Below are 13,684 nucleotides of genomic sequence, written 5' to 3'. Positions count from 1 at the left end.
AGTAACATTATTCATACCTACTTTTCTTTCATCGCTCAATTCAGCATTTAATTTTTTTACTACTTAATAAGAGTAGTATCAATCATCTGTAAAATTTTTTTCGCTTGAATGTTGTTGTTCTTATTCTCTAGAACAAAATTCCTATTCTTAATACCTTGGTTTATTAGTTCTTCTTGTTTCATAGAAACTACTTCAACTAATTTATTTTTTAAGCTTTCAATTGAGTTATCATGAACATAATTTAAAAAATCGTCATATTCATCTGGCATACCATCTAATTTATAGCAAACAATAGGTCTTCCAGCTATCATATACTCCATTATTTTCGAGGGAAAAGAATATTTTGTATAAATTTCATTGTTCTTCCTAGGATTCACCAGAACTGTTGAATTTTTTTGTATTTTTATAGCTTCTTCACGTGGAATTATTCCTTTATATTCAATCCTAGGATCATTTAAGGCAATTTTCTTAATTTCCGCTTCTGCTTCGCCACTTCCACAAATTACAAGTCTATATTCTTCATTCTCTATTAACCGAAATGCTTTAACTAAATCCATTATTCCATATTTTTTTGTTAGCGTCCCAGTATAGCATATTGTATTTACTTTTATATCATTATCATTTTGATTGATATCGCTATTACTATCTGAAACCATCCCCTCAATAACAACATGAGGTTTCTTGTTTTTGATACTTAGTACCTCTGCCATTTGATCAGTTAAAATAACAAAGCTATCTATATACCTAATATTATTTAATAGTGCTTTCTGGTTAGAACGATTAAGGCATTTATAAAGAATACTATTGGATTTATCCATATTCATAAAAGACGGTAAGTCAGGGAGTATAAGACATATATGTACTGAAGAATCTATCTTTTTTACAAATGTAATGCTTTCTAAAAAATTGCTCGAATATACAAATAACACCTTTTTTTTGTCATTATTATCATTTATCCAATCGAGCAAGTATTTATTGGCAACCTTTGGTATTAGTAGCTGTTTTATAAACAAAACATTAATAAAACCAATGTTTATATCACAAGCTCCTTCTTCATGGCTAAAAACTTTTGTTTTGATATAAAAATCTTTATACTTATTTGGGAAAGAACCGATAAACATTCTATTAAATAATTTAATTGGCCCAGAAATATTGCTTTCTATACCATTTATTAAATTCCATTGTAGAGTGTTTGCTGCATACTGAATATTCCCTATTGATTTCTCTTTTACTTCGCTTTGTAGGTCTTTAGGAAATATTCCCCCTAAAAAAGCGTATTCAATTTCTTTACTCATATTCATATCATTCCTCGAATTTTTTATTGAAAAGTTTACTATATTTTCTAAGCATTTATTTGTTATTAGTTATGCAATCTAAAAACTGCTTCATTTCATCTGTATATCTCCTATAATCAAATAGTCTTGATTCATAACATTGTTTTTTCATTTGTTGAATTCTTTCAGGATTCAAATTCAATATTTCCTGAAGTTTATTCACAGCTTCTTTTCTATCATCAATATTAATAAAAAAGCCGTTCTTACCGTCTATTAAATATTTTGATAAATCACTTGTATTGGTCGTAATTGCAGGCGTACCACAACTAATACTCTCAACAAATTTAGTGGAAAAACCAGCTGTTGTCATTCTATTTACATTCCTTAAGTTAATTGTAAAATCTGCATTAGATATAATTCGAAGAACATCCTCATTTTTAGTATTTCCATGAAAAAGTATAGTGTCAGATAACTCACTTAATAATTGTTTATGTTTTCCAACAACCCCTAAATATTCATCTTTTGTGATTCCATATATATTAAATGTGAATTTTTTGTTGATTCTGCAAACTTCCCCCAAGAGATCGATGGTAATATCAAGTCTATCCTTATATGACGATTCATCAACTTTTCTACCATCAACCGGAAATGGGATACCTGCATACACAATATTAAGTTTATCTCTTGAATTATAAATATATTGAGGCAGGCGCTCTGTAACGACTAATGGTGGCAAAATAATCATTGCTTTATTTCCATACTCAAAATACTGTTTAATATAATCACTCACTGCAATTACTCCATCAGAACTATACTTAAATATTGAACGTAAAAAGGTCTTGTCAGTCCATTTCAAAATTCTGTTAGGTATAGAACCATGTGATAAAGCTGATATATCAACAAGGTTCCCAATAAAAGGGACATTATTTTTTCTGCACCAATTCCTAATAGATAAAATGGTGATTGCTAATGTTGGTGATCCGTAACAAATCACGGCTTTAATGTCATCATTATATGAATTAAACAAATTAATAATCTGTGCATTAATTTTACTAATATTTTTTATATCAGAAATCTGTTTTTTAAAAGGTATTGTATAACTCTTGAATCCTGAGATTTCTTTTTCTGTATCAGAAAGTTTTATATTGGAATCAATTGTTTTTGAATTCCCAATAAATATAACATTATAACCCATTTCCTTAAAAACATTTCCATTCGCAAACACTAATTGTCCACCAGCATTGCCATGCGGAAAAAGAAAATCACCTATATAAACAATTGTCTTTTTCAATGACATATTCCTCCTCAAATTGCTAAAATCCTTAATAACCATTTTTATAAACTTTATTGCTTCTTTTAGCATTTAAAAATGTACCTAATCTTGAACCAATTGAATAATAATTCATCTTACTCATTAACCATTTAAAATCTCTTTTCCCAAATTTTTCTTTGCGAGTGTCAGATATTTGCTTAGAACGCATTATTTCATATTCTTCACGATTATAATTTTTAATTTCCCGAGAAATTAAATCAATTTTTCTCGAATTATCTTTTAAAACTATTCCTCTCTCGCTATCATATATACCGATTGCTTCGTATTTAACTATTGAATTATTTTCAATTTCTATCGATAAAATATATGATTCTTTATTGTCCTCATTTTTCTTTACAGTAAAATTTTTCACAAAAGGTGAAGTGCAATCATCAAAACAAAAGTTGCCTAAACTGTAAGCGATTAATGATCCATGTATTTGTTCAATTCCTTGAATTGTATGTGTATGATGGCCATGAATTATAATATTCTTATTCTCAGCAATTTTTCTAGACAATTGAATTTGATTCTTATTTGGATAATTTGTATGTTCATCTCCCCAATGTAAACTTAATACACTTAAATACTTATCTTTCTCATCACTTTCCATTTGTTGAGTGATATTCTTATTTGTCAAAGCATTAATCCCAACACCTTTTCCATTTATGTAATTAGAACCATTTGCACTGTAGCAACAAAAACCACTAAACGATATTTTGTTTCCATTATATTTAAGTCTTAAATTTTTATTATTAACACCAAAATAATCTATATTATTTTTTTCTAATACAGCTATCGTATCTTCTAAACCTTTAATTCCATAATCACATATGTGATTATTCCCCAATGTCACCGCTTTAACATTTAACAATTTTAATAACTCAATATTATCTTTATCAGCTTTAAGATGCATAGATTTAGGCACCACTGTTTGATTTTTAGATGTAAAAGGTGTTTCTAGATTTCCTACAACATAGTCATAACTAGAAAGCAATTTAGCAATTGACTTTAACTTTTCGCCCCCGTTATTATTAAATGTGTAACCCCCCAAGAATCCAATATCTCCCAAAAAGGCAATTCTCATAGCTAACTCCTTATTATTAGTTTATTTTAAGTAACATTCATAAGTTTTTATATTACTGATACAAGTCATAGTGGTAAACTCATCCATTTCCCAAATCTTTCATCGAACTCAGCTGGATCAAACTTTTCAAAACCAGAACCATGTATAAATGTTAATTCTCCAAAATATATCTTATCTGCAATTGAATATAAATCCACACGTACATGTGGAAATCCAGAGGATAATTTCTTTGCAATATCTAACATTTCGCCTAATTTAGAAGGCCTCTTAATATGTACCGTCGGATCTGTAGGATAATGTAAAGTCATCGGAATATAGTTCCAATCGATGTCATAAATGTTTCTTTTATGATTAGTAAATCTATCATAATCAACTTGTATTGCTTTAGGTTCACCATTAAAGCAAAATATCTTATAATCTTTTAATTCTTTCTCAGATTCATCAATCATTAAAGCTTCACATACGATTCTTGGTTTTACATTTTTATATGGCCATTCTCTACCCTTGTAGTAATAATTCCGGTTAAGACTCCTATTTATTTTCTTTTTTGCTTTTGAAATATTAAATTCAGATTTAGAATTGCATAAAACAACTCCCCCTGAATCATGTGTACTTTTAATTACAAATTCATCTGGTAGTTTCTTGAAATCAATATCTTCAAATTTTTCGTAAACCCCCAAAAGAGGAATTAAATACTCTTCCCCTATCTCTTTTCTTATATATTCTCTAACTTCATATTTATCCACCAGTTTTATATATTTCGGATTATGATCATTCAATTTTAACCATTGTAGTTTTTCGTTATAAGTATTAGGCTTTTCTAAATTAAGTTTTTTTCCTGTTCTACAATAATAAACAAATCTAATAAATTTCTCATCAGATATCCATTTAAAATACTTGTTATCAATAATACATACAGCTAACCTTTTGGGGTTTCTTATAATAACTTTAATTATTTCTTTTATTTTATCTTGCATTTTCATACCCCCTTTTATCAGATATTCAATAAACTTTTTTTCTCAAATATTTGTTAGAAATTTTCTTAAGCAGTCCCATCGGAGCTAAAAACATTACTAACTGTCCTGCGGTAACAAAAACTAAGTCATTAAAACCACAGTGGCCTCTTTTCCATATTTCAAACTGAACTTCTATATAGCTCTTACAATACGACCAGCTTTTTCTTCGTTTGAAGTTATCTTCATTTGATCTAAACAATAAAAGTGATTGGTCAATATTCTGAGCAACGCACCCATTATTAATCATGCGAGAAAACAGATCTAAGTCTTGTTTTCTTCTCATTTTTCCGTATCCACCACATCGAATCACTTCATTTTTTTTGTACATCACAGTTGGATGATTAAAAGGACTTCGACGCTTCATAAATTTATATATCTCATCATTTGTTGTCGGTACAACTCTAGAGGAAATTATATTTTCAGGTTCATCATAAAACTCATCAATCATTGTGCCAACAATACATAGTTCGGGGTTTTCATTAAATTGCTTAACTTGTAGCTTACAACGTTCAGGTAACGAAATATCATCTGTATCCATTCTTGCTACAAGTTCATTCCTACAATGCTTTAGGCCTTCATCCAATGCTCGCCCTAACCCTATATTTACTTTAAGAGGTACAATGTTAAACATACTTGGATAATTATCTACATATTGTTCTATTACTTCTTCTAATTCCTTTGTCAATTCACCATCTTTAACTATAACAATCTCATCTGGCTCGAGAATCTGATTGATCATACTTTCTATGCTCTGAACAAAGTACTCGGGTTTTTCTTTTTTGTATATTGACATTAATACACTATATTTTGTCTTCATCAATCTACACTCTCCGTCAACTCAATAGATTCTCTAAATGATCTTATTCGGTAATTCGCCTTATCATATTCACTCATGGACTTCTCATAAACTAAATTGCCGAATACCTTATTCACAGTCCTGATTCCAAACATCAATTTCAAAACAAGATTAAACAATCTGGTCATCCATATCTTCTTTCCATGCACTTCTGCGATCGTTTTAACCAGCTCACTTGTCTTTACATACTCTTTGTTCTGCGGGAAGAACAACCCTGTCTCTTCATGATCAATCATGACCTTTATAAACTCACAAAGATTGTCTATATGAAGCATACTGCGTTCATTGTTAATTTCAGGAAACAGCGGTGTTTTCTGAGCTACCTTCGACAATTTAGGGTAGTTTCCCTTTGAACCTTTCCCATAAATCATAGGTGGTCTTAACACCACAATCTTGAAATTATCAGATTTTAAATGCTTGATGCTTTCCTCTGCCTTGAGCTTACTATTACCATAAAAGTTTCTTGGCGTTGGAAATGTATTTTTATCTATAACTCTCTTACTCCTGCTACTATCGCCATATACAATAATGCTACTCATAAAAATAAACTGCTTTACACCTTCTGCCTTAGCCTTCTCAGCAGTTTCAATTGTAAGATCTCTATTCACTTTGTAGTATAGTTCTTCCATCTTAGGATCTGATGAAACGTGAGCTATTCCAGCCACATGAAATACAACATCATACTTCGAGAAGTCCTTTTCTTTCCACTTCTCATCCCTCATATCAACAGTATCTATCTTATATTTATCACACTCTTTTTCTAACCAGTTTTCTAGACTTGTACCAACATAACTATTAGCTCCTGTAATAAGTATTTTCTTCATTCCAATATAGTCTCCTAACTAACAGCTTCTTTCTTACTTCCCGCTTCGGTTCCACCTTCAACAACCCCATCACTTTTTAATACACTAATAATAGTCCCAAAGAAACACTTAACATCCATAAAAAATCCTATTCTGCTAATATACTCCCCATCCAACTTTGCCTTAACTTCAATGAGAAGTTCATCTCTGCCATTTATCTGTGCCCAACCAGTAAGTCCGGGATAAATATCATTAGCCTTATATTTGTCTCTTTCAGCTATTAAGTCATACTGATTCCAAAGAGCTGGCCTTGGACCTATGATGCTCATTTCACCTTTAATAATATTTATAATTTGAGGTAACTCATCAAGACTTGTCTTTCTAAGAAACTTCCCACTCTTAGTGATGAATGTATCTGGATTCTGAAGCATATGTGTAGGCATATCACTCGGTGTGTCCGTTCTCATGGTTCTAAATTTCAATATATAAAAAGGCTTCTTATCTTTGCCAATACGCTTTTGCTTGAAGAACACAGGCCCCTTTGAATCCGTCTTTATCCAAACAGCTATAATCAGAAACACAGGACAAAGAACAATCATTGCTATCAACGACAATATAAAATCCATGATTCTCTTAATTGTCTGGTAACTGTTCATTAAACCACCCTCCAAACTTTTCTAAAATTTACACACTGTATATAGTTGTAATCCTACAAAAATACTCACCTCGGCCTAACCATCCAATCATAAAAATGAACCACCATCTCCAGTATCGCTTTCTTCTGAATATCCAGCCCATCCATCCTTATTTTTACAGTCATTCATTTAGTCAAAAAACTGGGCTTTCGCCCAGTTTTTTTATCTTTTCCCGCCTTAACTTTCCATCTTACCCCACACACTCTTTCCTGCCCGCCTCATTCCTCCTGTAAGTCGGAACGAGCTTTTTCATAACTACGTCAAGCAGGGCGCTTTCCTCCTTCTGGACTATGGTCCAGAGTATTTCAAACTCCTTTGTGAGCTTTTCGGGATCCATTTCAAGAGGCTGCCCTATGAATATCTTGTCGTGGGCTGTGTCGGTAAGCCCCTCTTCGGCCATTAGAAGCTCCTCGTACAGTTTCTCTCCGGGCCTTAGTCCCGTGTATTCGATTTTTATGTCGACATCGGGCTGGAGCCCAGAAAGCCTTATCAAATCCCTCGCAAGGTCCGCAATCTTCACAGGGTCCCCCATGTCCAGTACGAATAGCTCCCCTCCGCTCGCCATTGCTCCCGCCTGAACCACAAGCTGCACGGCCTCCGGTATTGTCATGAAGTACCTTATTATGTCGGGATGTGTAACTGTGACCGGCCCGCCTTCTGCTATCTGCTTTTTGAAAAGCGGTATCACGCTTCCGTTGCTTCCCAAGACGTTTCCAAACCTGACTCCCACGAATTCGGTATCGCTTCTTTTGTCTAGAGTCTGCACTATCATCTCGCACACCCTCTTTGAAGCCCCCATTATGTTCGTAGGGTTTACGGCCTTGTCAGTGGATATGAGTACGAACTTTTCGGATCCGTATTCGTCCGCAAGCCTTGCCGCATTTAGCGTTCCGAATATGTTGTTTTTGACCGCCTCGAGCGGGCTCTTTTCCATGAGCGGAACGTGCTTATGGGCCGCCGCGTGGAACACCACGTCAGGCCTGTACTGTTCGAATATCTTCCGCATCCTGCCCTGGTCCCTCACCGAGGCTATTATTGTCTCAAGGCTCAGGACTTCCCCGTACTGGCGCTTTAGCTCCTGCTCTATCTCGTACGCATTGTTTTCATAAATGTCCAAAATTATAAGATTCTGGGGGGAAAAAGGCGCGATCTGCCTGCAAAGCTCCGATCCTATGGACCCCCCTCCTCCGGTCACAAGTATGGTCTTGCCCCTGAGGTATCCCGTTATCTGCTCCATTTCAAGCCTCACGGGGTCTCTTCCCAGAAGGTCCTCTATATCCACGTCCTTCATGGATTTTATGTCGACCTTTCCGTCTATGAGTTCGAACACTCCGGGAAGTGTCTTGAGCTTGCAGTCCGTCTCCTTGCATATATCTATTATTGAGCTCCTCTCCTCCCTGGATATGGAAGGAAGTGCTATGAGTATCTCGTCTACATTTTTTTCCCGTGCAAGACTTACTATGTCGCTCCTGTCTCCTATGACCGGGACTCCCCTTACGCTCCTTCCGAGCTTTTCCCTGTCATCGTCTATTATTCCGACCGGAACCATCGAAAGCTCGGGGTTTCTGTGAAGCTCCTTTACCACAGTGTATCCGGCCTTTCCGGCTCCCACTATCAGCACTCTCTTTTGGCAGCTGTTGAAGGAAAGGCGGTTTTTCACCCTTCTCGCAGCCCTGTATGAAAATCTCGCCCCTCCCGAGAAGAACATCAGTCCCAGCGCGTTTATGAAGTAGAATCCCCTTGGAAGCACCTGCCCTTGCGACACGTCTATCCCGTACAGCGCAACCATCGACACCACGGATGCAACTCCTATCGCAAGAAGCTCCTCTATGCTCGCGTACCTCCAAAGGCTCTTGTACGCCTTGAACACATAGTATGTGACTATAACCACTGCCGTGTACCTGAGCATGCTTTCTTCGTATATTCCAATGTATGTCTTTGGGATGTCAAAATCAAACCGCAGATTCAGCGTGAGATAGGCCGACACGTTTATGAGTATGATGTCCACTATGAGAAGCACAAGCTTTCTAGATGAAAAATATTTTCGGCTTGTCGTTCGTGTAATACCTCCTTCAATCAAAATAATCACCCTTTCGAATTAACCCTTTTATTTCCGAACTGAAGTATATATCTTTACATTTTTAATTATACCCCTGGAATCCTGTATTTTCAACGCTTCAAACAGGACTTTCGTTCGTTAAAATACACCTTATTGCGACATTTAGACCTATATTTCTCCCGAGCCATGTAAATATTTTTTTGCTTTATATTTTAAATCGTTAGCGATTTTTGTCCCCTAGCTGCTCATTTTAGAAAGGTATTCTTCCCTCTTTGTTTTTTTTTCGGCTTCATACTGAGCTTTTGCCCTTTCGACAATGTCTGCGTCGTATCCGTTTCCCTCCAGCTCGGATTCGAACTGCTCCATTATGGAATAGAATTTTTTGTCGCACGTTTTTTCTGCCGATTTTGCTATTTTGAAGTATTTAAGGCCTATTTTGTATTTGACATCCTCCCTCTGATCTTCCGGATATGAAAGGTATTCGCCTTTCGCCTGGCCTATTAGGGAGTTTATGTGGGCGTATGACGCCACCCGAAGGGCCCCCACTATGCTCCTGTATTTTTCTTCTATTTGCCCCCTCGATATCTTATGTCTTTTGGAGCCGCCTTTTACTTCCCTATCGCCCGGCTCCTGCTTTCCCTCCTCAATGCCCGTTTTGCTGCCTTTTTCTGCGCCCTCTTGTCCCGTCTCCGCCGAGCTTGCCGCTTCGCCTTCCCCGGATTCGCCTGAATTTTGGGCTTCGATTTCCTCCTGTGCCTTTTGGATCTGCTTTTCAAGCTCGTCTTCAAGCTTTTTTATGTCCTCTTTTTCCTGCTCGCTGCTGCTTGTCATTGTGACAACGGCATATCTTGCTATCTCCCCCGGCTTTGTACACATTATCAAAAACGCAGCCGCAAGGAGGGCTATGGAAAGTGCTGCAATTATTTTCTTTTTCACCTTTCAATCCATTCCTTTCACTAATTTTGAGGTTTTGCTTTTAAAAGGCGGTTTGAAAATGTCATATCGCCTTTTAAAAGCAGTCCGGCCAAAGGGCCGGACCGCCGACTACTTTATGCTTGCTTGTTGAAAAGCCTGTATATAACCGTTGCCGCCTGTGCCCTTGTTGTAGAGCTTCCAGGGTTGAAGTTCATGTTAGGGTCGCCCTTCATCAGACCCTGCTTCGCGGCTTTTTCCACTCCGCTTTTTGCCCAATTCGGTATTATGCCTTCATCCTTGAAATTCACTGATTTTCCATCCGAGTCTTCACCTGTGGCTCTCGATATCATGACAGCCATTTCAGCTCTGGTTATCTTCTCGTCAGGTCTTACCGTGCCGTCTTCATATCCGCTTAGTATTCCGTTTTTGTATGCGGTTTCTATGAAGCCTTCAGCCCAGTGGCCGTTTGAATCGCTGAATCTTCCACTTGGAGATTCAATTTCAAGTTCCATCTCTTCCACTATCAGTTTTGCGAATTCCGCCCTCGTAACGCTGTTTTCAGGCCTGAACGAACCGTCTTCATATCCGCTTACTATGTCCTTGCATGCCATCGAGAAGATGTAGTCTTTAGCCCAGTGGCCCGAAACGTCTGAAAGCTCGACATCTCTCTCCACTACCGCATAGTAGCTGAAGTGTTCAAGCTCTGCCACTATCTTTCCGTCTACTACCTTTCTTCCGACTATTGTCATTTTACCCTCGTCGTCCACGAATACAAGCACTGCGTTGTCCTTGTCGACATTCATGTCAGATATGTCTATTTGGACTTTGACTTTCTTTTTGAAAGAAGAGTCTATCTTCTCCTCTTTTCCAGCGTCCACCTTGTAAAGTTCAAACGATACTATTTTCGCGACCTTAGGAGCTTTCATTCCAGGCTCAAGGCTCTTTTGTATCTTGTCCATCATGTCCTGAGTCTGCTTTATCTCCTTGATTTCAAGCTTCACGCTGTCGGCCTTTTGAACAAGGTTGTCGGCAGGAAGGCTCACTTCTATGTCGTTTGCCCTGAACACCACTTCAACGCCCTTGCCCTTCGCCTTTTCTATTGCCTTTACAGGTATGCTTATGTGGGAGTTTTCAGAGTTGACCTTTCCAAGGTCTACAACTATCTTTCCTCCCTTTTCCTGTCCCTTTTCCGTCTTTATGTCGTCTATGGCGTCCACAATCTTGTCCACTTCTTTTTCAAGCTTGTCCCCGTCTATGACAACTTCTGTCTTTCCGTCCTTTTCCTCTTTTTTGATCGCATCTTCGTCTATCTTGTCTTCGACTTCAACCTTGTCCTTGTCTTCCTTTTTATTTATGCTGTCTTTGTCATCCGTCTCGTCCGAGTCGCCAGAGGAGCTTCCGCCGCCTCCGCCGCCTCCTGATGAGGCTTTGTCGGTAGTAACAGACAGCTCGCTGCTGAAGTCTGAAACATTTCCTTTCGTGTCTTCAGCCTTTACTTTGTATGTGTACTTCGTATCCGCCTTGAGGTCTTCGTCCTTGTAAGTGTCTTTTGCCGAAGTTCCCACTTTCTTTCCGTCCCTGTATATGTGGTACTTGGCTATTCCGGATTCGTCCTTTGCCGAAAGGTTCAGATAAACCGTGTCGTCATCCTTTTTCTTCAAAGTGACTTTTACATCCGTTGGAGCTTCCTTGTCCTGCGGTGTTTCTCCTTTTTTGAGCGTTGTAACCTTTATCTGCGAGCTAAAGCCAGACATGTTGCCCGCCTTGTCCTGAGCCTTTATATTGTATGAGTACTCGGTCTCAGCCTGCAGCCCATTGTCCTCATAAGTGCCGGCTGCAGTCTGTTTTATCTCTTTGCCGTCCCTGTAGATGTAGTATTTTTCTATTCCGGAGTCGTCCTTTGCCGAAAGCGAAAGTGTCACGCTGCTGTCCGTAACCTTTGAAGCCGACACTTTCACGTCTGTCGGAGCTTCCTTGTCTTCAGGCTCAGGCGCTTCTTCCTTTTCAGTCTTCACGCTTACCTGCGAGCTGAAGTCCGATTTGTTCCCCTTGGTGTCTTCAGCCATTATCTTGTACTTGTATGTCGTATCAGGCTGCAGGCCGCTGTCAGTGTAGCTTGAAGACGTGCTTGTTCCAACCGCAACTCCGTCCCTGTAGATGTAGTATTTCGCTATTCCAGACTCGTCCTTTGCCGAAAGCGAAAGGGTTACGCTGCTGTCTGTGACCTTTGAAGCCGACACTTTCACTTCTGTCGGAGCATCCTTGTCTTCTTCAACAGGTGGTATTGGTGGCGTGATTCCTCCACCTGACGATGTGTCCTCGAACACCCCGTATATTGAGAAGTGGCTTACGGTAGCGTAAGCTATGCCGTCTTTAACCTCGCTGCCTTCTTCTTGTTTTTCCCATTTGCCTGTTTCAGGGTTGTAGTAGTATATTGCAGACTTGCTTGTAGATGCCGTGCTGTCAAGCTCTATTCCTATCCTTGCTGTACCTCCAGTAGGCTTTGGATTGAGCTCGAAATCTATTACCGGGCCAGCCGGCTCCATGCCTGCTCCCAGGTCTATTTCTCCCTCTACGTTGCTCATTTCAACCTTTACGGGACCTGAAATGCCGGTGAAGTTTGAAAAGTCAAGTTCTATGGTTTTGGCCGTTGAACCTTCGCCGAAAACCACTTCTTTAGGCTCGTCTTTTAATACATCAACAACCTTGTCTACTGTTCCTGTTACTGTTTCAAGCAGTCCCAGCTTGTCCGCCAAAGCTTTTGCATCTTCTGCATATTTTGACGTTGCGTTTATTTTCTGGCTCAAAACATCAAGAAAGGCTCCTATTGCCCCGGCATGGTCTTGTGTCAGTTCAATAGGCTTTTCAACCCCGCTCACATCAAGAGCGTCGTTTGCTTTTGAAATGAAGTCCGAAGGAAGCACCAGTTCAAAACGAGAGTCTTTTTCATAGTATCTCGCACATATGTCACCTTCATCATATACTGATTTAAGTACGTCCCTAAACACCCTTGCCTTGTCCATTCTGCTTCCATAACCCGAAAAATCTTGCTCTACAACTTCGTCGGGAAGCGCATCGAACATGAATTCATAGACCGTTACAAGCTCCTGCTTGTATTCGTCCAGATTGTCTCCGCCATCTTTGATTTTGTTGACTAGCACAAGCATGCTTTCTCCGTCGTATCCGCTTCTATACTCATCTTCTGAGTCCGGATCCATGACCTGGCTGAATGCCAAAAATACATCTTGTATAGCCGCTTTGTCAAAACCATTTTCTTCAAGAAGCTGCTTTTCATCGTCTGTCAGTTTAGACAGCGCCAAATCGATTTCATCGCCGTAGTCATGCTGAACCATGGCCATAACCAGGCTTAGCAGCATAGAATTTTCTTTGGTGCTAAGGTCTCCCAGCTTCCCTATTATGTAGCTGTAGTCGTCACTGTACGCAGCATAGCTGCTTCCCACTGGTGAAAGCGAGAGCATAAGTGCGATTGATAAAAAAATTGCCAGTAATCTCTTTTTCATAACTATCCCCCTTGTTTTTTATGGAATTTAAGTAATATTTATTCTCAAAATCTTTTAAAAGCCATTTGTTCTTTATATATGCTGCTAAGCAAAATAATGGGTTGTGCTTCGCGCAAGCTGCCGCTCCCGGGGCGTATCTCTCCCAGGGG

General features: G+C 38.4%; 10 protein-coding genes. All 10 read right to left on the bottom strand.

The annotated features are described in order from the left end of the window. Positions 1-59 precede the first annotated feature (59 nt). The 10 genes from BUQ87_RS12680 to BUQ87_RS12635 all read right to left on the bottom strand — a co-directional run bounded on the left by BUQ87_RS12680 (position 60) and on the right by BUQ87_RS12635 (position 13,535). Complete coding sequence (locus tag BUQ87_RS12680) at positions 60-1,295, bottom strand: glycosyltransferase (protein WP_207647194.1); 1,236 nt, start codon at positions 1,293-1,295, stop codon at positions 60-62. 55 nt (positions 1,296-1,350) lie between these two features. After that, on the bottom strand, positions 1,351-2,565 hold the full coding sequence (locus BUQ87_RS12675; RefSeq protein ID WP_038266549.1) for a glycosyltransferase family 4 protein: 1,215 nt from the start codon (positions 2,563-2,565) through the stop codon (positions 1,351-1,353). A gap of 31 nt (positions 2,566-2,596) precedes the next feature. Continuing rightward, positions 2,597-3,670 (bottom strand): CapA family protein, encoded by a 1,074-nt coding sequence (locus tag BUQ87_RS12670; protein WP_038266551.1) that lies wholly within the window; start codon positions 3,668-3,670, stop codon positions 2,597-2,599. Between the two features lie 65 nt (positions 3,671-3,735). After that, positions 3,736-4,647, bottom strand: a complete 912-nt coding sequence (locus BUQ87_RS12665; RefSeq protein ID WP_038266554.1) for an ATP-grasp fold amidoligase family protein — start codon at positions 4,645-4,647, stop codon at positions 3,736-3,738. 25 nt (positions 4,648-4,672) lie between these two features. Further along, positions 4,673-5,503 (bottom strand): glycosyltransferase, encoded by an 831-nt coding sequence (locus BUQ87_RS12660; protein ID WP_038266645.1) that lies wholly within the window; start codon positions 5,501-5,503, stop codon positions 4,673-4,675. Then, positions 5,503-6,366, bottom strand: coding sequence for an NAD-dependent epimerase/dehydratase family protein (locus BUQ87_RS12655; RefSeq protein ID WP_038266555.1), 864 nt, complete (start codon positions 6,364-6,366; stop codon positions 5,503-5,505). Before BUQ87_RS12655 ends, BUQ87_RS12660 begins: the two co-directional genes overlap by 1 nt. Before the next feature lie 14 nt (positions 6,367-6,380). After that, complete coding sequence (locus BUQ87_RS12650) at positions 6,381-7,001, bottom strand: sugar transferase (RefSeq protein ID WP_038266557.1); 621 nt, start codon at positions 6,999-7,001, stop codon at positions 6,381-6,383. A gap of 229 nt (positions 7,002-7,230) precedes the next feature. Further along, positions 7,231-9,120, bottom strand: a complete 1,890-nt coding sequence (locus BUQ87_RS12645) for a polysaccharide biosynthesis protein (protein ID WP_038266560.1) — start codon at positions 9,118-9,120, stop codon at positions 7,231-7,233. Positions 9,121-9,336: 216 nt separating this feature from the next. Next, positions 9,337-10,035, bottom strand: a complete 699-nt coding sequence (locus BUQ87_RS12640; protein WP_038266562.1) for a hypothetical protein — start codon at positions 10,033-10,035, stop codon at positions 9,337-9,339. Between the two features lie 113 nt (positions 10,036-10,148). Continuing rightward, positions 10,149-13,535 (bottom strand): S-layer homology domain-containing protein, encoded by a 3,387-nt coding sequence (locus BUQ87_RS12635; RefSeq protein ID WP_038266565.1) that lies wholly within the window; start codon positions 13,533-13,535, stop codon positions 10,149-10,151. Positions 13,536-13,684: the final 149 nt, after the last annotated feature.

Source organism: Peptoclostridium litorale DSM 5388 (genome assembly GCF_900141635.1).
In the GTDB taxonomy this organism is placed as follows: domain Bacteria; phylum Bacillota; class Clostridia; order Peptostreptococcales; family Peptostreptococcaceae; genus Peptoclostridium; species Peptoclostridium litorale.
Note: the sequence above shows the minus strand (reverse complement) of the source record. Positions and strands in the feature narration are given on the sequence as shown.